The 21,144-nt window shown below is 38.8% G+C and carries 25 protein-coding genes and 1 tRNA gene; 5 read left to right on the top strand and 21 right to left on the bottom strand.

The features are described 5' to 3' along the window. Positions 1 to 44: 44 nt before the first annotated feature. The 10 genes from rpsQ to rplC all read right to left on the bottom strand — a co-directional run bounded on the left by rpsQ (position 45) and on the right by rplC (position 5,319). Positions 45 to 293, bottom strand: a complete 249-nt coding sequence (rpsQ, locus tag FJR06_RS05615; protein ID WP_015079204.1) for a 30S ribosomal protein S17 — start codon at positions 291 to 293, stop codon at positions 45 to 47. 6 nt (positions 294 to 299) lie between these two features. Next, positions 300 to 527 carry a 50S ribosomal protein L29 gene (gene rpmC / locus FJR06_RS05610; protein ID WP_015079205.1) on the bottom strand — a complete coding sequence of 76 codons (228 nt, stop codon included), beginning with the start codon at positions 525 to 527 and terminating at the stop codon, positions 300 to 302. A 3-nt stretch (positions 528 to 530) separates the two neighbouring features. Beyond that, on the bottom strand, positions 531 to 956 hold the full coding sequence (gene rplP, locus FJR06_RS05605; RefSeq protein WP_015079206.1) for a 50S ribosomal protein L16: 426 nt from the start codon (positions 954 to 956) through the stop codon (positions 531 to 533). A 73-nt stretch (positions 957 to 1,029) separates the two neighbouring features. Further along, positions 1,030 to 1,809 carry a 30S ribosomal protein S3 gene (gene rpsC / locus FJR06_RS05600; RefSeq protein ID WP_015079207.1) on the bottom strand — a complete coding sequence of 260 codons (780 nt, stop codon included), beginning with the start codon at positions 1,807 to 1,809 and terminating at the stop codon, positions 1,030 to 1,032. Between the two features lie 57 nt (positions 1,810 to 1,866). Further along, a complete protein-coding gene (rplV, locus tag FJR06_RS05595) occupies positions 1,867 to 2,226 on the bottom strand; it encodes a 50S ribosomal protein L22 (protein ID WP_041458279.1) in 360 nt (119 codons plus the stop codon). A 102-nt stretch (positions 2,227 to 2,328) separates the two neighbouring features. After that, a complete protein-coding gene (rpsS, locus tag FJR06_RS05590) occupies positions 2,329 to 2,607 on the bottom strand; it encodes a 30S ribosomal protein S19 (protein WP_015079209.1) in 279 nt (92 codons plus the stop codon). Between the two features lie 74 nt (positions 2,608 to 2,681). Further along, the gene (gene rplB / locus FJR06_RS05585; RefSeq protein WP_015079210.1) at positions 2,682 to 3,545 is read right to left on the bottom strand and encodes a 50S ribosomal protein L2; all 864 of its coding nucleotides are present in this window, start codon (positions 3,543 to 3,545) and stop codon (positions 2,682 to 2,684) included. A 118-nt stretch (positions 3,546 to 3,663) separates the two neighbouring features. After that, positions 3,664 to 3,981 (bottom strand): 50S ribosomal protein L23, encoded by a 318-nt coding sequence (locus FJR06_RS05580; RefSeq protein ID WP_148762865.1) that lies wholly within the window; start codon positions 3,979 to 3,981, stop codon positions 3,664 to 3,666. After that, entirely contained in the window at positions 3,974 to 4,606 is a 633-nt protein-coding gene (gene rplD / locus FJR06_RS05575; RefSeq protein ID WP_015079212.1) for a 50S ribosomal protein L4, read from the bottom strand. Before rplD ends, FJR06_RS05580 begins: the two co-directional genes overlap by 8 nt. Before the next feature lie 74 nt (positions 4,607 to 4,680). Beyond that, the gene (rplC, locus tag FJR06_RS05570; RefSeq protein WP_148762861.1) at positions 4,681 to 5,319 is read right to left on the bottom strand and encodes a 50S ribosomal protein L3; all 639 of its coding nucleotides are present in this window, start codon (positions 5,317 to 5,319) and stop codon (positions 4,681 to 4,683) included. A gap of 860 nt (positions 5,320 to 6,179) precedes the next feature. Here rplC and FJR06_RS05565 point away from each other — a divergent pair. Further along, entirely contained in the window at positions 6,180 to 6,656 is a 477-nt protein-coding gene (locus tag FJR06_RS05565; protein WP_015079214.1) for an NAD(P)H-quinone oxidoreductase subunit N, read from the top strand. Positions 6,657 to 6,704: 48 nt separating this feature from the next. Here FJR06_RS05565 and FJR06_RS05560 read toward each other — a convergent pair whose 3' ends face one another. Continuing rightward, a complete protein-coding gene (locus tag FJR06_RS05560) occupies positions 6,705 to 7,364 on the bottom strand; it encodes a Uma2 family endonuclease (protein ID WP_015079215.1) in 660 nt (219 codons plus the stop codon). 60 nt (positions 7,365 to 7,424) lie between these two features. On the opposite strand from FJR06_RS05560, the gene FJR06_RS05555 reads away from it, so the two are divergent. After that, the gene (locus FJR06_RS05555) at positions 7,425 to 8,507 is read left to right on the top strand and encodes an ATP-binding protein (RefSeq protein WP_015079216.1); all 1,083 of its coding nucleotides are present in this window, start codon (positions 7,425 to 7,427) and stop codon (positions 8,505 to 8,507) included. Positions 8,508 to 8,564: 57 nt separating this feature from the next. Here FJR06_RS05555 and FJR06_RS05550 read toward each other — a convergent pair whose 3' ends face one another. The 4 genes from FJR06_RS05550 to FJR06_RS05535 form a co-directional block, all read right to left on the bottom strand. After that, positions 8,565 to 8,999, bottom strand: coding sequence for a DUF29 domain-containing protein (locus tag FJR06_RS05550; protein WP_015079217.1), 435 nt, complete (start codon positions 8,997 to 8,999; stop codon positions 8,565 to 8,567). Between the two features lie 513 nt (positions 9,000 to 9,512). Further along, a complete protein-coding gene (locus tag FJR06_RS05545) occupies positions 9,513 to 10,778 on the bottom strand; it encodes a glutamate-5-semialdehyde dehydrogenase (protein ID WP_015079218.1) in 1,266 nt (421 codons plus the stop codon). A 4-nt stretch (positions 10,779 to 10,782) separates the two neighbouring features. Further along, the gene (locus tag FJR06_RS05540) at positions 10,783 to 11,190 is read right to left on the bottom strand and encodes a hypothetical protein (RefSeq protein WP_015079219.1); all 408 of its coding nucleotides are present in this window, start codon (positions 11,188 to 11,190) and stop codon (positions 10,783 to 10,785) included. 202 nt (positions 11,191 to 11,392) lie between these two features. Continuing rightward, a tRNA-Gly gene (locus FJR06_RS05535) sits at positions 11,393 to 11,464 on the bottom strand. Between the two features lie 68 nt (positions 11,465 to 11,532). Here FJR06_RS05535 and FJR06_RS05530 point away from each other — a divergent pair. Next, positions 11,533 to 11,817: a hypothetical protein gene (locus FJR06_RS05530; RefSeq protein WP_168651025.1), complete on the top strand. Its 285-nt coding sequence runs from the start codon at positions 11,533 to 11,535 to the stop codon at positions 11,815 to 11,817. Here the strand turns inward: FJR06_RS05530 and ribH are convergent. The 3 genes from ribH to FJR06_RS05515 form a co-directional block, all read right to left on the bottom strand. Continuing rightward, the gene (gene ribH, locus FJR06_RS05525; RefSeq protein ID WP_168633957.1) at positions 11,783 to 12,274 is read right to left on the bottom strand and encodes a 6,7-dimethyl-8-ribityllumazine synthase; all 492 of its coding nucleotides are present in this window, start codon (positions 12,272 to 12,274) and stop codon (positions 11,783 to 11,785) included. The two genes, FJR06_RS05530 and ribH, sit on opposite strands and share 35 nt — an antisense overlap. Before the next feature lie 194 nt (positions 12,275 to 12,468). Continuing rightward, entirely contained in the window at positions 12,469 to 12,657 is a 189-nt protein-coding gene (gene psbZ, locus FJR06_RS05520) for a photosystem II reaction center protein PsbZ (protein ID WP_015079221.1), read from the bottom strand. A gap of 117 nt (positions 12,658 to 12,774) precedes the next feature. Next, the gene (locus FJR06_RS05515; RefSeq protein ID WP_168651028.1) at positions 12,775 to 13,050 is read right to left on the bottom strand and encodes a hypothetical protein; all 276 of its coding nucleotides are present in this window, start codon (positions 13,048 to 13,050) and stop codon (positions 12,775 to 12,777) included. Here FJR06_RS05515 and FJR06_RS05510 point away from each other — a divergent pair. Next, the gene (locus FJR06_RS05510; protein ID WP_168651027.1) at positions 13,026 to 15,725 is read left to right on the top strand and encodes a CBS domain-containing protein; all 2,700 of its coding nucleotides are present in this window, start codon (positions 13,026 to 13,028) and stop codon (positions 15,723 to 15,725) included. The two genes, FJR06_RS05515 and FJR06_RS05510, sit on opposite strands and share 25 nt — an antisense overlap. 56 nt (positions 15,726 to 15,781) lie before the next feature. Here the strand turns inward: FJR06_RS05510 and FJR06_RS05505 are convergent, their stop codons facing one another. From FJR06_RS05505 to FJR06_RS05495, 3 genes are all read right to left on the bottom strand, one after another. Then, positions 15,782 to 16,384: a hypothetical protein gene (locus FJR06_RS05505; protein ID WP_015079223.1), complete on the bottom strand. Its 603-nt coding sequence runs from the start codon at positions 16,382 to 16,384 to the stop codon at positions 15,782 to 15,784. 217 nt (positions 16,385 to 16,601) lie between these two features. Beyond that, entirely contained in the window at positions 16,602 to 17,261 is a 660-nt protein-coding gene (locus FJR06_RS05500; RefSeq protein WP_015079224.1) for a Uma2 family endonuclease, read from the bottom strand. 109 nt (positions 17,262 to 17,370) lie between these two features. Beyond that, positions 17,371 to 20,373, bottom strand: coding sequence for a type ISP restriction/modification enzyme (locus FJR06_RS05495; RefSeq protein WP_168651026.1), 3,003 nt, complete (start codon positions 20,371 to 20,373; stop codon positions 17,371 to 17,373). Between the two features lie 234 nt (positions 20,374 to 20,607). Here FJR06_RS05495 and FJR06_RS05490 point away from each other — a divergent pair, with 234 nt between their 5' ends. Continuing rightward, the gene (locus FJR06_RS05490; protein ID WP_015079226.1) at positions 20,608 to 20,931 is read left to right on the top strand and encodes a DUF6825 family protein; all 324 of its coding nucleotides are present in this window, start codon (positions 20,608 to 20,610) and stop codon (positions 20,929 to 20,931) included. Positions 20,932 to 21,144: the final 213 nt, after the last annotated feature.

Raw genomic sequence — 21,144 nt, 5'->3', positions numbered from 1 at the left:
GGTCTCTCTTCTAGGGTCGTTGTAGCTGATGGTACAACTGTTTACTAAGTAGCTTTAATGTTCAGGATTTCTTTGACTTGCCAACGCTTGGTTTTGCTCAGGGGTCTAGTTTCCTGAATCCGCACCCGGTCGCCTATTTTGCAAGTATTCTCTTCGTCGTGAACTTTATAGCGGCGGGTTTGAACTACGATTTTGCCGTACTTGGGGTGAGGAGCGCGGTTTTCTATGGCTACTACCACAGTTTTTTGCATTTTATCGCTCACTACCAAGCCAACTCGTTCTTTGACTGCCATAATCTCCTACTTTTGTTCTTGATCTGAAAGACTCGCTGCCCGTTTCCGTTCTCCTTCTACTGTCAGTAATTGGGAGAGCCGATGGCGTGCGTGTTTGAACTGGTGAGGCTTTTCTAATTGTCTAGTGGCTTTTTGTAAGCGCAACTGGAATAGTTGTCTTTTCACAGCGACAATTTCTTCAGCCAACCGTTCGTCATTTAATTCTCTAGCTTCTGAAATCTTGGGAAGAGGCATAAACTACTCCTGCTCCTGTGGTTGAGAGCGGGTAATAAACTTGGTCTTAATTGGTAACTTACTGTCAGCTAATCGCATAGCTTCGCGGGCAATTTCTTCAGTAACGCCGCCAATTTCAAACATGATCCGGCCTGGTTTGACTACGGCTACCCAAAACTCTGGGTTACCTTTACCAGAACCCATCCGGGTTTCAGCAGGACGCATGGTGATTGGTTTGTCAGGGAAAATCCGAATCCAGATTTTGCCACCCCGGCGAATATACCGAGTCATTGCCCGACGGGAAGCCTCGATTTGCCGTGAGGTAATCCAAGATGGTTCTTGGGCTTGGAGTCCAAAGTCCCCAAAGTTGAGGGTACTGCCTCGGCTGGCAAGACCTTCCATGCGTCCGCGTTGTTGTTTGCGGAATTTAGTTCTTCTAGGACTTAACATGATTTGTCAGTTGTCGGTTGTCAGTTGTCAGTTGTCAGTTGTCAGTTTTTTTACCACTGACTATGAGCATTGACTAGGCTTCATTGGAGCGGTCTTCAAACTGTTGACGACGACGTTGTTGTTGTCGGCGACGGGGTTCGCGTTCACGGTCACGATCTCCACGTTCACGGTCTTTAGCTGGTTGAGCGGGAGCTTGTTCCTGTCCAGGAATAATTTCGCCTTTAAAGACCCAAACTTTAATTCCGAGAATTCCGTAAACTGTCTTAGCTGTGCAGCCAGAATAGTCAATATCAGCGCGTAAGGTGTGGAGAGGAACTCTACCTTCACGAGTCCACTCTGAGCGGGCAATTTCTGCACCGTTGAGCCGACCACCGACTTGAACTTTGATTCCTTGGACACCTGCTCTTTGAGCGCGTTGAATTGCTTGACGCACAACTCGGCGGAAGGAAACCCGACGTTCTAATTGTTGAGCAATGTATTCAGCAATCAGGTAAGCATCAGCATCAACTCGTTGGACTTCAACAACGTTAATGCGAATTTGGCGATTACCACCCAAGGCTCCTTGCAGTCCTAACCGTAATGATTCAATACCTTGACCACCACGACCTACAACCACACCTGGTCTAGCTGTGCGGACTTCTAGGTCAATTTGATCAGCTTTGCGCTCAATTCTCACTTCGGAAATACCAGCGTTATTTTGAGCGTATCTACCTAGTTTTTGCTCAATGTATTGACGGAGTTTGTAGTCTTCTTGGAGAAGTTCTGGATAACGGTCAGGTTCTGCAAACCAACGGGATTGGTGTTCTTGAGTTATACCCAGTCGAAAGCCGACTGGATGAATTTTCTGTCCCACAAAAGCTTCCTCTAAAATTTCTTACTGTACGCAATTTTCTTGTGCCTGTATGGCTGTTTACTCAGCAGTAGCAACCGCGGAAACAGCAACAGTGATATGACACGTTGGTTTGCGAATTTGGTAAGCTCGACCTTGCGCTCTGGGTTGAAACCGTTTTAGCACTGGTCCTTGGTCGGCATAGGCTTGACTGATCACCAAACTGGATCTGTCTAAACCAGCATTATGCTCGGCATTAGCTGCGGCACTTCTGAGAACCTTTAAGATGGGGTCACAAGCGCCATAGGGCATAAATTCCAGCAGGATTAGTGCTTCTCTGTATGAACGGCCGCGAATTTGATCAAGTACACGGCGCACTTTATAGGGAGAAATGCGTATATAGCGGGCGATTGCCTTAACTTCAGTAGTGTCAGTTGCCATTTTCATAACTTACTCTATGTTTGTCAATTAAAAATTTAGAATTAAAAATTAAAAGTTCTCATGTTTTAATTTTTAATTTTTAATTTTTAATTTTTAATTGATCTATCTCCCTGATTTTTTGTCACTTTTACCATGACCTCTGTAGGTACGGGTAGGAGCAAATTCTCCTAACTTATGACCGACCATCTGTTCATTGACAAATACGGGAATGTGCTGCCGTCCATTGTGAACAGCGATAGTATGACCTACCATCAAGGGCAAAATTGTCGAAGCTCTCGACCAAGTTTTAACCACTTGTTTTTCATCTTTTGCGTTTAACTTCTCAATTTTCTTGAGCAGATGGTCAGCAACAAAAGGACCTTTTTTTAAAGAACGACCCATAGTTCAATTTTTGATTTGGGATTATTGTCAATTGATAATTGATAATGCTTAATTGTCAATTGTCAAATTTGATGTTAGGACTGACGACCACCACGACCACGTTTAGATGATTTGCGGCGACGACGGATAATCAATTTAGTGCTGGCTTTCTTGCGATTCCGTGTCTTAGCCCCTAAAGTAGGTTTACCCCAAGGTGTGACAGGACCGGCTCTACCGATAGGCGCTCTACCTTCACCACCACCATGTGGGTGATCCACTGGGTTCATGGCACTACCTCTCACCTTGGGACGACGGCCTTTCCAGCGATTTCGTCCAGCTTTACCAGCACTGAGGTTTCTGGCATCTGTATTACCGACTTGTCCAATGGTGGCGTAGCAATCACGCCGAATCAAGCGGACTTCACCTGAAGGTAACTTTAAGGTTACATAGTTGCCTTCTTTAGCGACAACTTGAGCTACTGCACCAGCAGCCCGCACGATTTGACCACCTTTACCTGGTGTCATTTCGACGTTGTGAACACTAGTACCCAAGGGCATATTCGATAGAGGTAAGGCATTACCATCTTCGATAGGAGACTCAGGTCCAGCAATTATCTTTGTGCCTACAGTCATGCCATTTGTTTGCAAGATGTAGCGTTTTTCGCCATCTTCATACAACACTAAAGCGATCCGCGCATTGCGGTTAGGATCGTATTCAATGGCTGTAACTGTAGCGGACATATTCCGCTTATCTCGCTTAAAGTCGATAATGCGGTATAGTTGTTTGTGTCCGCCACCCCGACGACGGCTGGTTATCCGCCCTTGATTGTTCCGACCTTTAGGACGATGAACTGATTCAGTTAATGATTTTTCTGGCTCAGTTTTCGTAATTTCGGCAAAATCGGAGATGATAACTTGGCGAGTACTGGAGGTATAAGGGCGATAAGAACGAGTACCCATAAGTGATTTTGGAGTTTTGAATTTTTAATTCAGAATTTTTTTGATTTCGATTTTCGATTTTTAATTGTTTTTTGGCAATTATTCATTAGCCCAATTGCAAATCTCTAATCTAAAATTCTTAAACTTCTGGGAAGAGAACTTTTCTGATTTTTTCTTCGTCCCCAGGAGCAACGGTGACAATAGCTCGCTTGTATTGGGGTTTATAACCAATAAATCTACCTACGCGTTTTTGTTTGCGTGGAGGGTTAGCGGTATTGACTTTGACGACCTTAACTGCAAATAGGTCTTCAATGGCGGCTCTAATTTGTGGCTTAGTGGCTTTAGGAATGACTTCAAATACGTATTTGTTTTGTTCCATGAGCATGGTCGCTTTTTCGGTGAGAATGGGGCGACGCACTAAATCCGGTAGATCACGGGTGGCAACTACTTTAGGCACTGTAGACCTCCTGGATCTTATCTAGGGTTGATGATGTGACGATAATTTTGTCAGCGTGGAGCAAGTCGTAAACGTTTAACTGGTCGGCGGGAATCAGTTTTAAGTTTTCGATGTTACGGGCTGATAAAAGCACGTTTTCTGCTATTTCAGACAAAATCAACAGTGTCTTTTGTTCTGATGTTGCACCCCATCTAGCTAATGCTGCTACGAGATCCTTGGTTTTAGGACGCTGTAACTCGTTGCTAAATTCTTCAACAACTATTAGATCTTCAGCACGGCCAACAAATGCTGTCCGCAATGCCAAACGGCGTTCTTTACGGTTCATTTTTAGGTCGAAATCTCTGGGTTTTGGTCCAAAGATCACACCACCACCACGCCATAATGGTGAACGGATAGAACCAGCACGGGCGCGACCTGTGCCTTTTTGCCGCCAAGGTTTACGACCACCACCACGAACTTCTGCACGAGTTTTAGTGCTGACAGTTCCCTGGCGAGAATTGGTCATTTGTCTGACTAGGGCGCGGTGTACGATATGCGCCGCTGTTGTTTCTTTGGCAACCCGGAGGTCGAAGCTTGTCTCTCCGACTTGCTCTCCTTGCCAATTTTTAATTACACTCTCTACCATCTTTGTGTCCTTTGTCAGTTGTCAGTTGTCAGTTGTTAGTTGTCTTTTTTTGCCCCTAACCAATGACTAAATGACTATTTTTTGCCAACTATAGTTGCAGGAACGACGCTCACTAAAGCTCCTGGTTTGCCAGGAATAGCTCCTTTAATGATGATTAAGTTGCGTTCTGCATCTACTCGTATTACTGTCAGTTTGCGAATTGTGACACGAGTACCGCCCAAACGTCCTGCCATCCTTTTACCGGGATAAACACGACCTGGGGTTGTCCCAGCACCGATAGAACCTGGCGCTCTATGGTTTTTGGAACCGTGTGACATGGGACCGCGAGCAAAGTTGTTACGCTTCTGGTTACCGGCAAAACCGCGACCAATACTTGTACCAACTACATCTACAATTTCACCGGCACTAAAAATATCTGCTTTAATTTCTTGACCTAAAGCATAATCACCAGTGCTATCGGTGCGATATTCATTCAGATGACGGACTGGTGGGGCGGAGGATTTAGCCAAATGTCCCAACAATGGTCTGTTCAGTGACTTGGGTTTAACTTCGCCATAACCAACCTGAATGGCAGAGTAACCGTCGGTCTGTTTCGTTTTAACTTGTGTAACGGTGCATGGACCGGCTTTGATGACGGTAACAGGAATGGAGACTCCTGCTTCATCAAATATTTGGGTCATGCCCAGCTTGGTGCCGAGAATACCTACAGACACAGTTACTGGTTCTCCTTTCGTTCTATTTTTTTGGAAGTCGAATGGGGACAGCTTTTGTCACTGTCGCTTGAGTGTAAACTTTACCTCTGAAATTTGGACTGGCGTTAAACAGTGCAAATTCTCGGCGACGCAACAATTTTTGTCCCTTTTGCTTTAGTGAATTTGTTTATTTTCACTTACTCAATCACAATAACAGGAATAAGTGCCTACTCTATGGAGAAGGTATTACTTCTGGAATCCAATGCGAGGCTTGATGGCTTTGCGCTGTGTGCAGCAATGCTTTTGTCCAAGCAGTTGCTTTGGCACTCTACCGTGGTAGCAGGACTTAAGTGGTTATTGACCCTCAGTATCCTTTTCCTTAGTCTTAACATAATGCCATGAAACCAACATTATTGCTAAGGAACTACTTATTTTCATACCCTAAACTATTGTTTAAGATTTTGCCTAATTTTTTTAGGATTTACGGGAGTGATTTGGTGTGAGAGCTTAAATATGAATTTGGCTCTTGATTTGACCTGAAAGCTTTTTTAGTTTAGCAGTCTCTTATGGAGTCAGCCAGTTTTATTCTTTTAGGGAAACTAACTAGAAACTCAGATGCTAGGACTAACTAGAAACTCTAAATAAGAAAGATGCCTAGCTAATTATACTATTCGGTCACAATCTAATAATATAAACTATTCATGACTTTTTGTCTAGTATTTTTTTGCTTTGTGATGGGATGCTGAGGCGGAGGTAGGAAAAATTACCCATATTCCGGTTTTGAATTTTCAAGATTGGGAAAAATATCCTGCTTCATTTAACTTAATCTACCACTAGAGAGTGAATAATAGAGATATCTAAGTGGGATAGGAGAAAAATCTATGGCACTAATTACCACTGGCAACGGTTTCATCCGCAATTTGGAGAAATTTGGGGCGTTGGGTGTTTATGTTCCTCTGGAGGGGGGCTATGAAGGGCGCTATCTGCGCCGATTACGGGCGACTGGCTATGTTGCATTGCATATTACTGCGAGAGGACTGGGTGATGTGGCTGCGTATCTGATGCAAGTTCATGGTGTCAGACCACCACATTTAGGCAAAAGAAGCAATAGTAGTGGTGCGGCGGTGGGTGATGTATATTATTTACCACCAATGATCAGTTCTCATTTGGCACAATTACCTCCTAAGTCTAAGGGGTTGGTGTTGTGGATTATTGAGGGAAATATTCTTTCTGATCAGGAAGTTGAGTATTTGATGAATTTGCCTAAGTTAGAACCACGGGTTAAGGTGGTAATTGAGAGAGGTGGCGATCGCATTTTCCGCTGGACTCCTTTGGAAAAGACACTGTTAGCTAGTTAAGCAAATTGTCAGGGTGGGGAAAACCCCGCCCCTACTATGCAATTATTTCTAATTCTGTATTTCCTGTTGTACCCAAGTACGAAAGGATTTACTAGCTTGCACTTCATCTATTTGGCAATCTTGCAAAAATTGATAAAGTTTTTCTTTGGTGATTATAGAAAATGTGGGACTTTTTTCTCCTTCAACATATTGATGATTTTGAAGTTGATAAAATAGCACTATTTCACCGTTATAACGCCAAAATTCTGGTACTCCCATGCTGGCATAAAAAGCAAGTTTATTGATGTCAGTATGAGTAATATCTACTTCTACAATTAAGTCGGGTGGTGGATCTTCATTTAAATCAACTTTTTTCCCAACTACTTGAGGTTGATTTTGAATGTAATAACAGTTATCCGGTTCAGCACTTCTTTGTAAATCATCACGATTTAAGGTAGTTGAACCCATTGTCTTAATTTTTAAACCCATTTCTTCTACCAAAATGCAGATGAATCGTTCAATTAATCTGGTAGCACTTTCATGTTCTTCTAAAGGCATGGTAATTTCTAATGTCCCTTGATCATAGATAAGTCGAGAGGAACGACTTTGCCCTAATGCTGCTAAAATTTGCTGATAATTTTGCCAACTGATATTGTGGAAAACTACTCGCTGTTCTGCGGGGGTAGTTTCTGGGGTAATATTGTTTGGTTTAGTGATTGTACTAACCATAGTTGCCCTTAAATTTAGCTTAATAGTTATTATAATATATTACGCAAAAGCGAGAATCGAGTGAATTTAAATTTGTCTACTCCCTTACAATTAATTGGACGTTCTGTAGAGTTTCAGCGGATTATTGAAATACTGGCAAAGGATGGTGATTTGTTAATTACTGGAGTCCCTGGTAGTGGGAGACGCACTTTAGTGAGAGGTGCAGCACAGGAGGTGAATACAGTTATCTTGGAAATAGACTGCATTCGCGCTACAGAAGCAGAGAGATTTGTGCAACTATTAGCGGAAGCGATTAGTCAAAATTGGGAAGCGGAAAAAATTCAAATCTGGTTAAATGAAAATACTTCGGAATTTTTTACTTTTAATTCTGAAAGTCAACTAAAACTAATTCGTTCTTTGGAACAGGAACAACTATGGCAAGCTTTCGCCAGTTTGTTAGACTTATTGGAAATAATGGCGGTTGATTTAAATCACCGCATATTGCTGATTTTAGAAAGTTTTCCCCATATTCGTTCTTGGGATCGTCATGGTTTATGGGAAACTACATTTAGGAAAGAAGTTAAGGCTTATCCTCATGTTAGCTATGTACTAATAGCCACCATTGCTGAGTCTAGCCAACATTCAGATGATACTAATTATCCCCTAGAAACTATCCAATTAGCCCCTTTAGCTAAGGATATTTTAGCCTTGTGGGCGAGGGAAATTTTACATACGCAAGGTTTTACTTTTGATTGTCATAGTCAGGCTTTACAGCTATTTTTAGAGGCAGTACAGGGACATATTGGCGATGGGATGGCGATTATTCGGCGGTTATCTGCGTCGCACTGTGCAGATGGATTAATTCGGGAGGAAGATGTGCAAAAGGCTATAGCCGGATTATTGAAAGATTTATCTATGACTTATGAATCTTTGCTGATGTTGTTACCAGCAAATCAGGTACATTTATTAGAGTCTTTGGCTATTGATCCTACTGATAAACCTCAGAGTAAGGAGTATATTCAAAAGCATGGACTTTCACGGGGTGGAAGTCTACAAGGGGCGTTAACTGGTTTACAGCATAAGGGTTTGATTTATGATGCTGAACATGGTTATCGGTTAGCTATGCCTTTGTTGGCTTTATGGTTGCGGGAACGGTTGAGTTAATTTTGTTTCGCGCAAAGACGCTAAGGTGCAAAGGCGCGAAGGAAGAAGGTTAGAAGGTTACAATTCTGGTAAAAATTCAGGTTCTAATATTTGTGTGATTTCATAATGACAATTTTCTGGAAAGGTTTCATAGGGGAGGTTTGTTTCTTTGACTGCTAAGTTAATTCCATCTTGATAACTTAATAAAAAGGCTTCTTCTAAATAGGATTTTAAGCTGGGACTATCTGCTAATATTCGGTTGATTTGAGTCCGTTGTTCTCGAATTGTTGCTAACCAACTATTACTACGTTTTTCTGGTTGATGTTGCCATTTTAGTAGGTGTCCTAATAACAAGGCTAAACGGTTGGTTAATTCTCTTCTTTCTTGTCTTCCCAATGTTTCTATTTCTTCAATTAAGTTGAGTTTATCTAGTGTTTCCCATTTTTCTTCTTTGAGTAGTTGTGCTTGTGTTTTTGTCCAGCTATAAAAATCAGAATTGTACAGTGTATTCATGGTTTTTACCTGTAAATTACTATATATTATTTAATTGTCAGAATCAGGATATCCAGGATGTGAATTTGTCTGAATCAGGATACTCAGGATTTTAGGATTTTTAGGATGTGAATTTGTCTGAATCAGGATTTCCAGGATTTAAGGATTTTCAGGATAGGAATTTGTCTGAATCAGGATTTCCACCGATTTAAGGATTTTCAGGATAGGAATTTGTCTGAATCAGGATTTCCAGGATTTTAGGATTTTCAGGATGTGAATTTGTCTGAATCAGGATACTCAGGATTTGAGGATTTTTAGGATATTAAGAATATGAATGAGATGAAGATAATGAAATCCTGTTCATCCTTAAATCCTGGAAATCCTGATTCAGACATTTTCCCTAAAAGTCCTGTTCATCCTTTAATTCGCTAAATCCGTGTTCAGATTTTCAGGATGTGAAGAATATGAAGAAGATGAAAATAATAAAATCCTGTTCATCTTTAAATCCTGGATATCCTGATTCAGACATTTTCCCTAAAACCGTCCATTTCCCTGAACAATATGCTTCACCGTCGTCAATGTTTCCAAACTAATAAATCCCCTGCGATGTCCTTTTTGATTGGACATTCCTAAAAATACAGCCTCTCCCCGTGAGGAGTGACGAGAAAAACGAGGGGAAGCATTTATGTAGGTGGAGGCGCTATTTACTCCTAATGCAAATTGGCGACTTTCTTGGTAAGACTCTGTGACAATACTATCAGCATGACTGCTACTATATTGATTAATCCAAGCGATCGCACTTTCTAAACTATCTACTAACTTAAAAGCTACTGTTTTGGTTAAATACGGTGTTCCCCATTCTTCATCTTTGGCTAATTGCAATTGGGGAAATGCTGCAACTAGTTCTGCATCTCCTTTGAGTTGAAAACCTTTTTCTTTTAAACTACTCCACAGCACTGATAAGGAAGATGGTAAGGCTTGACGATGCACTAAAACTTTTTCAATGGCATTGACTTGATCTGGTTCGCTTTCATGGCTATCCATAATCATCCAGCGAATCATTTCTAAGCTACTGTTGATTGACCAATACAGATAACAATTACCCATTGCTGATTTTAACACTGGGCAGGTTGCTTGTCTGACCACCTGTTGAATTAAACTGGAACGTCCGTAGGGAATAACTAAACTTAAATACTGATCTTGGGTAACTAAATCTCGCACTGAAGCACCATGTTCAGCGGTGATTAATTCTACACAACCTGCGGGTAATCCGACTTTAGTAATGGCTGTTTGCAAGGCGTTAGCGATCGCTGTATTGGAGTTACTAGCTTCCGTACTACCTTTAAGAATAATACTATTGCCAGTTTTTATGCAAAAACCAGCAGCGATCGCCCCTAAATCGGGGAAAGCCTCATAAATAAAGGCAATCACCCCTAAAGGCATTAATTGAGTATAGCTTTGAGAGTCTTCCTGTTGATAATCAGCAGTTCTCACCCGTCGTAAAGGATCAGATAATTCTCCCAATCGTTGCAGAATTTTGATTGTATTCTCCAACCGAGAGGGAGTTAGCTTCAACCAGTCCAAAATTAATTCGGGAACTGCCATTTCTCGACTTGCTTCTAAATCCAGAGTATTAGCTTCGAGAATTTCATCAAAATCACTTTCTATCGCTTGTGCCATTGCTAACACAGCGCGACTCCTATCTATCCCCTTAGTCGTTCCCAATTTCAGGGAAGCCTGAAAAGCGCGGTTAGCACTTGTCATAGGTTCGGGGTAATCATCAATCACTTCACCTGTCATGGAGTTAACGTCTGTAAGTAAGCCAGACCATTAGTGCTGGCAGAATTACCAATAGCACTGCTACAATTGTCCAAGCTATGATATTGGAACTATTAGCCAATCGTAGAGCTAATGGTAGCCATATAATCACTAACACAAAAATAATGCTGAGTGCTACTGGCAAATAGTTTTGTCCTAATCCGGGTTGAACAATTTGCCAATTATTACCTTTCCAACGCCAAGCACGTTTATATGGATAGGTAGTAGAAAGTTGCTCTAATACATATCCATTTTCTTCGACAACAAAAATCTGCTGACAGCGATCGCATCCGAAAGCTTCTGTTAGCGTGATAGGAATCAAATGTCCCTTGCGACGACAAGGACAAGCGTATTCCGTATTTAAGTCAATTTTATCTGGTTTTTGAGGTTGCACAAGCAAGATGAATAACTTGGGCGGTTTTTTACATTATTCCCCAATTTTCCTGAAAATCAGTATGGGAAACTCTAAAATTACGTCTAATGATATAGCTGGGAAAGTCTACTAACAAACTCCTAACCTAAAAATCCATCATCTACCAATTTAGTAGAGATGGAAAATCTTTAGTGTTACTTTAATATATCAACTTTAACTAGAAAGCGGGTGATGGGATTCGAACCCACGACATCAACCTTGGCAAGGTTGCGCTCTACCACTGAGCTACACCCGCGAACTCACCAATAAACTTATTATTCCAGATATATTCAGCTTTGTCAACCCCCAAATTAAATTCTTTTTTTGTCAGTAGGGGCGAAGCATTTGGAAGATACATTATCGGTCATTGCCAAAAATAGTTCTCCAAATGCTTCGCCCGTAAAGTCAGTAGGGGCGAAGCATTTGGAAGATAAATTATCGGTCATTGCCAAAAATAGTTCTCCAAATGCTTCGCCCGTACAGTTGTCATTACCAATTACCAATTACCAATTACCAATTACCAATTACCAATTACCAATTACCCATTACCCATTACCTATCACCCATTACCCAATTAACCTGCTAAATTCGGGCGTAATTGCCGCATGAGAGTCGCCATTTCTATGGCGTTCATGGCATATTCCCAACCATGATTACTCTTGATGCCGGCTCGTTCTAGGGCTTGCTGCATGGTATCTGTGGTCAAAATCCCGAAAATTACCGGCACACCTGTTTGGAAACTGGCCGCAGCAATACCTTTAGAAACTTCCGATGATACATAATCAAAATGCGGTGTTTGTCCTTTGATGACTGCACCCAGGCAAATTATGGCATCATAACGGCCAGACATTGCTAATTGACGGGCTACATTGGCCACTTCAAAACTACCGGGAACCCAAACATAGTCTACTTGCTGTCCTTCTGGATCAGGATCTATACCATGACGTTTTAAGCAATCTTTACATCCTTCTACGAGTTTCATGGTGACAAGATCATTAAAGCGAGCAATGATCAATGCAAAGCGCAAAGACTCGGTGTGCTGAAAATTTCCTTCAAAAACTGCCATAACTGCCTCTAAATAAATTTACAATAACTGCTTTACCAATATACTTTTCTGCCATCAAAATAGAAGAGCAGGAAAGCACAATCAGGAAAAAGTCGTTTAGAAAAAGAAAATTTTTTCTGTTTAACTCTTTACCTAAGCTTTTCTGCTCTTAATAGAGTATATGGTATGCGTTAGTGAATGATTAAAGCATTCAACTAAATCACAAAAAAGTTTAATATACCAACTAACACGACTAAAGCCGCCCAAATACCCGAACCAACCCAGAGTAGTTTTTTAGATTCTACCCAGTTTTGAGGAGTGGCGTAAACAACAGGTACACCAATCACAAGCACGAAGGAGAACAAGACTAATGATATTAAAGCGATTTGAAATACTATGCTCATTTTGTTTTTCCCAACATAACTAAATCTTAGTTTTCCCAGAACTGCTGCTGTATAAACAGTCTAGGGTTTTCAGTGAACCTTATGAACTCATAAGGCATCACCTGATCAATTAATATTTTACGTCTGGTTGTAACAGTTGCTCACTTCTGATCCGCCAATCTGTTTTTTCTTTAGGTAATTGGTGATTGGTAATTGGTGATTGGGAAATTGATTAAGATAAAAATTATATTCTCTAACTTCTACTTCCTTCTTCCTTCTTCCTTCTTTCTCCTGACTCCTGACTCCTGACTCCTGACTCCTTCTTTCTCCTGACTCCTGACTCCTGACTCCTTCTTTCTCCTGACTCCTGACTCCTATCTTAAAAATATATGGATTTAATTCTTTGTCACACAACTGCGGATTTTGACGCTTTGGGGGCAGCAGTGGGGTTAACTTGTCTCAAACCAGGGAGTAAAATTGTCTTGACTGGGGGCGCACATCCTCCTGTGCGGGACTTTTTAGCGTTACATCGTGACGAGTATCCGCTAATTGAAAGACGTTCGGTAAATCCTGAAAAAATTCGCTCTTTAATGGTTGTGGATACTCAAAAGCGCGATCGCTTGGGTAAAGCTGCTATCTGGTTCGATTTACCCAATGTCCAAGAAATCATTGTTTACGATCATCATTTTGGACAGGAAAGAGACATTCCCAGCACTCAATTATATATTGACGAAGTGGGGGCGACAACTACCTTAATGGTAGAAGAATTGCAAAAAAATAATATTTCTTTAAATTCTGCCCAAGCAACTGTAATGGCTTTGGGTATTCATGTGGATACAGGTTCATTAACCTATAAACAATCTACAGCCAGAGATGCTTTAGCGTTGGCTTGGCTAATGCAGCAAGGGGCAAATTTATCAGTTATTTCTACTTATCGTGATCCTGGTTTATCACCACAATTACAACAATTGTTAAGTGCAGCTTTAGAAGATTTACAATATCTTTGTTTGCGGGGATATACCATTGCTTGGTTAACACTAAAAACCGATGGTTTTGTCCCTGGTTTATCAGGTTTAGCTTCCGAAATTATTGATTTAACAGAAACCGATGCTGTACTGTTAGCAAATGAATATCCTTTAGGTGAAAATGATTGGCGCTTAACAGTAATTGGCAGAACGCAAATTCCCCAAACAAATCTTAATTCCTTATTTCAACCTCATGGTGGTGGTGGACATTCTCAAGCCGCATCTTTTAATCTTCGCACTACAGATTCACAACCAATTTTACAACAATTATTAGATGGTTTAAAAGCCCAAATTCCCCATCCTCCCACAGCTAGAGATTTGATGTCTTCTCCAGTGCGGACAATTCGCCCTGATACTACTATAGCCGAAGCCCAGCGGATTTTATTACGTTATGGACATTCAGGTTTATCTGTAGTGAATAGCCAAGATTTATTAATTGGAATTATTTCCCGTCGAGATTTAGATATTGCCTTACATCATGGATTTAGTCATGCACCAGTTAAAGGTTATATGACAAGTAATTTAAAGACAATTACCCCTGACACCTCTTTACCAGAAATTGAGTCTTTAATGGTGACTTATGATATTGGCAGATTACCAGTATTAGAAAATGGGCAATTAGTTGGTATTGTCACCCGCACCGATATTTTAAGAGAATTACATCAATTAACAATTCAAAATCTAGAATCAATAACTGAAAAAGATTCTCAGGATTTAGGACTAAGTACGGAATTAGAAAAACGTCTTACTCCTCAACTTTGGCAATTACTGACTACAGCATCGCAAGAAGCAGAAAAACGCGGTTGGCATCTTTATTTAGTTGGTGGTGCAGTGCGAGATTTGCTATTATCAAAAGCGGAAAATCGCAGTTTGATAATTAATGATATTGATTTAGTCGTTGATGGTTTTCATAAAACCGCAGACGTTGGTGCAGGGGTAGAATTAGCTAAAGCCTTACAGCAAATTTATCAAAATGCCAGATTAGAAATTCATGGTGCTTTTCAAACTGCGGCTTTGTTATGGCATAAAGATTTAGTATTAGATTCCTTATGGGTGGATATTGCCACAGCTAGAACTGAATTTTATCCTTACCCAGCAGCTAATCCAGAGGTTGAAGCTAGTTCTATTCGGCAAGATTTATATCGGCGAGATTTTACGATTAATGCCATGGCTTTAAGGTTAACTTCTCCTCGTGCTGGTGAATTATTAGATTTCTTTGGTGGTTTTATAGACTTACAAAATCAGCAAGTTAGAATTTTACACGCTAATAGTTTTATTGAAGATCCGACTCGGATTTATCGCGGTGTGCGGTTTGCAGTGCGGTTTGGATTTTCTCTAGAACCACAAACAGAAACTTATATTCGTTATGCCATAAATAGCGGAGTTTATGATCGGACTAGTCAAGAAAATAGTAAAACTCCGGCTTTGCAAACTCGACTAAAAACTGAATTAAAATATATATTAGCAGCAGATTATTGGCAATCAGCTTTAGAATTATTGGATAATTTGGGGGCTTTACAATGTATTCATCCTACTTTAAAATTAGATGTGGAACTTTCTCGACAATTAAATTTATTAAAACACTGTTTAAGGAAATTTGACAAAAAACAAACTTTAATAAATTGGCAAATGCGTCTAGAAGTATTAATTGCCTATTTACAACCAGAATATCGGGGAAAAGTAGCTAGAAATCTGCAATTAGTTGATGATAGTATTGTCAGATTAGAGAAATTATCTCAAATTCAAGCTGAGATAATTACATTATTACCGACTTTTGAAAAACCCAGTCAAACTATTTATTTACTCAAAAGATATGATTTGCAGACTTTAATTTTAATTGCTTTACAAAGTCCCCGCAAAATCAGAAGACGGATTTGGCAATATTTAACAAATTGGGGAAATATTCAACCGCTATTAAATGGGAATGATTTAAAACAATTGGGTTATAAACCTAGTCCCCAATATAAGCAAATGCTTGATGATTTATTAACTGCTACTGTAGATGGTATAATTAAGGATAAAGCGGAAGCACAAGAATTTCTAACCAAGCATTATCCTGGGTAATTGATCTTAAAAATATGAGGTTGATATGCAAATTCAAACATCCAGCAAATACAATATTAATTTACTGATAACATCCATGTTAGAAATGATAAAATTGGCTCAACTGGTGGCAATGGATATTCAGTAATATCAATAGTGACTGAATTACCCTCCAGTTTTAAAAATTTCCAAGTAGTTCCACTGGTGACAGAACCGAAAATTATGGGAATGTTGACATTATTAGCAGCATTAAATTTTTGGGCAGCTACCATTTCTGCAATACACTGACCTAAACCACCATTAAGATTTTCTTTTTTTGCTTCTATAATTATAACTACTGGAGCTTGAATTTCTAATTGGCTTAGTGATTTACTAATCAGAAAGTCACAAATACCATTGAGTCCAATACTAGAATCAACGGTAAAATCTTCTCCAGAAAAAAGGCTAATTTGACGATCTAATAATCGTCGAACTGCTGTTAATACAGGGCTAATAATCCATTCAGAACGGGCTTTTTCACTACCCCTTGCAAGTACCAATGGTAAACCTTCTTCTAGTTCTTGACGTAGCAAATCATCAGGTTTTACAACAGGCACATCTGGAAAAAACCGTCCTCCTTCATGGATGGCGATCGCTAAATCCTGACGGACTTTTTTTAGTGTAAAATCACTGTAGGGCATAGTTATAATTAATTTTTGCTACAAAAACAGAGTTTAGTTCCGTAGGTTGGGTTGTGGAACGTAAACGTATCCCTGCGGGACACTGCGTGAACGCGGAGCAATCGGAACGAAACCCAACATCATATTATTAAAACATATTATTAAAACTTTTGTTGGGTTGCGCGATTCCTGCGGAGCGCTTCGCTATCGCTTAACCCAACCTACATTTGATTTTAGATTAAATTGTATCAGGATCTATATTTAATTCCCGCAATTTTGCTGCTAAACGTTCTGCGGTTTCTTCAGGGGTAAAAACTAGCTTTCCTTCTGGTGTGAAATACCGCAATAATCCCTCATGAATTCCCAAATATAAATCTAATTGTTCACTCCATAAATGTCCTTTTTCATTTGCTTCTAGAGGTTGATATTTTCCATCTAATAAATGAAAACCTGCAAATTCTAGTGTATAAGGATCAAACCAAAAATAATCCGGTGTGCGGAAAGTATTTTGATAAAGTTCTTTTTTGTATTCTCTATCTGTATTCGCTGTAGTTGGTGAGAGAATTTCTAAAATTACATTGGGATATTTACCGTCTTCATTCCAAACTACCCAACTTTTCCGAGTTTTGCGTTCTGTTCCTAGCACAACAAAGAAATCAGGACCTCGGAAATATTCTGATTTTTTCTGATTAGGACTATAATAAATGGTGAGATTTCCCGCAGCATAGAAATCATATCTATCTTTCCACAACCATTCTAGACATTTGAAAAGGAGAATTATTTGTCTTAAATGTAGTTCTGTTTCCACGGGAGGTTCATCACTATATAAATCACTGGGGGGAAAAATCACATCTTGAGAGATGTTTTCTCTACATTCTAATTCTTGAGTAATCATCATAATATGACACCAAGTCGTTATTTGTTGATTATAGCATCGAATTACAAGATCCCCGACTTCTTTAAGAAGTCGGGGATCTGACTGAAACCCAACCTACCAGAATACATGATTATTCCATTTCTTTAATTATATTCATTGTTTCCACACTCACGGTACAGACTCTCATTAATAAATCAATTACCTGTTCTTTATAATCTGCGAAACGATAAGTATTGAATTTTTCCGCAATGGTGGGATCTTTTGGTTTCTTTTCTTTATATTGATCTAATATCCATTCTAACGCACAACGATTACCCAGCATATATTCCCAAGCTATTTTCGGAATATTTTCTAATGTAGTAACATCATCTAGGATAATACTATTTTTGGTTTTATCGGCTTTTAATTTTGCTTTGGGTGTTTTTTGATTGTCTTTTAAAGGAATATCAAGACGGGTTAAGTTATAAGGTGTGACTGTTTCATAATTAATATGTAATTCCATGAGTTGTTTACCCCAGTTAACCCATTTTTGGAAGTTTTCATAATAGGGTAAACGCGGAAATTCGCGTTTAAGGTTGAGTTCGTATTTGCTGCGATAAGCTGGGTTATGTAGGACTGCGTAGGTATAATGAAAGATGTCTATTTTGGTAATTGTTTCATCTTGGTAATGGGTTTGAATTTGTTTTAGTCCCCAGTCGGTAATATTATCAATGCGTTTTCCTTCTTTGTCGTAACGGTAGAGGGGGAGACATTGAGAATCACCGGTTAAATGTAAATCAATAATTGTGTTACTACCTAAACAATGAAAGGGTTTTGTATTTCCTGACGCTGAAAAAGCTATATATTTGTTTTCTGTATCGTTTTCATTTAAAATATCAAACCATTGATAAGTCATTCCATTAAAATGCTTATCAAAGTAAAAATACTGATTATAAAAAGGACGGTATGAACTTTTTATAATTTGTTCAGGTTGAAAAGTTTTATTGATTCTTCTATCTAAATATTTATTTAATTCTCTATCCCATTTAATTGTATCCTTGTTCGGGTAATTTGAATCTTTTAATGTTTCTTGATAAACTTCAATTAAAAATTTTACTTTTTGTTCTAACGCAGTTTCTGATAAATCATAAACCCATTCATCTCTTTGTGTTGCTATACCTCTAGAAAATAACTTAAAAACCGCTTCTTCTCCTTTACCCGCTTTTACATCCTTATCAACTAAAGGTAAAAGACTATCAAAATCATTATCAGATTGATTAATCCAATTACCATTATTATCCGGTTTAAGATGAGTAAAACCTAAATCTCTAAATTTTTGGGAACTAAAATATTTTTTCTTTTCATCTGAATCTGTATAATCATCAATTTCATTATAATAAACTTTGAAACCTTCCGCGTTTTCATTCCTAATTAAAAAATAAACAGCTATACCTACTCTAATTTCATCACTAAAGACATTACCACCTTCTTTGCGTCGTCTTTCTCCACTTGTTCTTGCATTACCTTTCATGTCAATAACATGAATTTCATTAAATTCTTTAGCTACAACTTTTCTAAAACCATCATAAGCAATAGAATTTATAAAAGAACTATTAGAAACAAACGCAATAATCCCATTTTTACCTAGTCTATCAGCAGCCCATCTAATAAACCGAGTATACATATCATAAACAACAATATTATTCTGCGCTTTACTATATTTAATATAAGATTCCTTAATTAACTTATCTATAGCAGTATAATAACGATTAGCATTATTATCATTAAAATTTTCCTGTTTTGCATTATAAGGAGGATTACCAATAATCACAGAAATAGTTCTATCATTCTGTCTTTTGATTCTTGCGGTATTCTCCACACTCATAGCAAACAAATCCAATTGCTTACCCGCAAAAGATGTATTATCCAAAGTATCCACAAAACAAATATTTTCAAACTCCTCATACACCCCCATTTTCTGCTTATAGGTGTATTCAATATTCAAATTTGCAATGTAATAAGGTAAAATAGCCACCTCATTACAATGAATTTCATGTTTATACTTATGTTCTAAACTCTGCTTTGGTAAATAATCAATCAACTCAGTAATAAAAGTCCCCGTTCCCGTCGCAGGATCTAAAATTTCCACATCCTTATCTGCTAACAACTTCCCAAAATGTTTATGTACTAAAAAATCTGTACTTTCTATCATAAACCTAACAATTTCATTGGGAGTATAGACAATTCCTAACCTATCCGCAGCTTTGGGATTATATGCTTTGTAGAAATTCTCATATAAGGCTTTGAGAAACTTCTGTTTTTCTTGATGATTATAAATATTAGCCGCAGTGCGTCGAATAACTGCATAATATCTTTCAATCGTTCCCAAAGTGTTTTTCTTCACGCTTCCGGTAAAAAAGGTAGAAATTACCCTTTGTAATTCCCCCGCAATATTATTTTCTCTGTGAAATTGCGATTCATTAAAAATATTGATAAAAATATCTTCCGTCAAAATATGCTGAATCATCATTTCCCGAATATCAAATAAACTGATTTCTGGGTTAATTGATTCTTTGCAAATTCCCCAAAACTTATCCCGCGCAGTTTGAAAAGATGTGTTATTTTCCCCTTGACAATCTATCAAATCTCTGAGAGAATTTAATACAGTGGGTAAATCTTGCTTAAAAATTTCTATCGCTTCCCGAAAATCCTTAACTTCAGGACGCACATAATTAATAAAATTGGTAATAATTCCATCTACTGCCTCAGCGTCGCGCATAGATACCCGCATAGTTTCTGTGCTAGATTGAATTAAAACCGCAGTTTGGGAATCTTCAAATAAAATATTACTATCGGGATAACCTTTATTTAATTTCTTTTCTATTTCTTCATCTAATTTATCATATTGGTCTTTGCTTTCCCAATAACCCCAATCTAACCGCAAAGCATCTTTAATTGTGCCATCGGGATAAACAAGTTTACCATTTGGTAATCTATAATCTAATTCAGGAATCAGTAAAAAATCTCTCGGTTTGCAATATTCATTGAGGAGATTTTGAAAAGCCACACGAATAGAAGTTTCTTTGCGAGAACCACCATATTGAATGATTTTTTCGACTTCGGCTTGATATTGAGTTACCAGGAGTCTAGACATAATTAAAAAATGGATTATTAAAAGTTTTGTTGGGTTGTGCGATCACTTCACCCAACTTATATTACTATATTATTACATTGTCTACGTAGATTTAGTTGTGCGATCGCTAATGTAAAGACAGTTAATGCCATGTTTCCACAGTGACTGTATTCCCCTCAGAAAACTTTCAGATAGAAGCATTACGGGCTATATACAGGTTATAATTCTTTTTGCGGAGCAACTTTACAAAAATTTATGAGTAATCCCCTTGTGCAAGCCTTTTTCGTAGGCAGAGCAGTCGCTGAAGTGATTAATGAGCGCGTAGAAGTCGCCTTGACTGATGCTTTGAGTGAACTAGGCAAATTTGATGCTGAAACTAAAGAGCAACTACGCCAGTTTACAGAAGAAGTGATGGCACGAGCTAATCGAGCAGCGGAATCGTCTGCAACTGGTACAACCACAGGTAATAGTTCATCTGGTGGAGATCCAGTAGACTTACAGACAGAAATTGACGAATTAAGGGCAGAAATCGCTCTATTAAGAAGTGAATTGCAGAAGCATCGCAATGCTGCAAAATAGGTAATAGGTGATGGGTAATGGGTAATAGGTAATAGGTAATAGGTAATTGGTAATTGGTAATAGGTAATAGGTAATTGGTAATGTGAAAAAATATTCTCCCCTGCCCCCCTGCCCCCCTACCTGTCTCTTATACACATCTAGATGTGTATAAGAGACAGGTTATAAGGTGTGACTGTTTCATAATTAATATGTAATTCCATGAGTTGTTTACCC

The organism is Dolichospermum sp. UHCC 0352 (assembly GCF_009711925.1).
Classification (GTDB): Bacteria; Cyanobacteriota; Cyanobacteriia; order Cyanobacteriales; family Nostocaceae; genus Dolichospermum; species Dolichospermum lemmermannii.
This window is presented reverse-complemented; position numbering and strand designations above follow the sequence as displayed.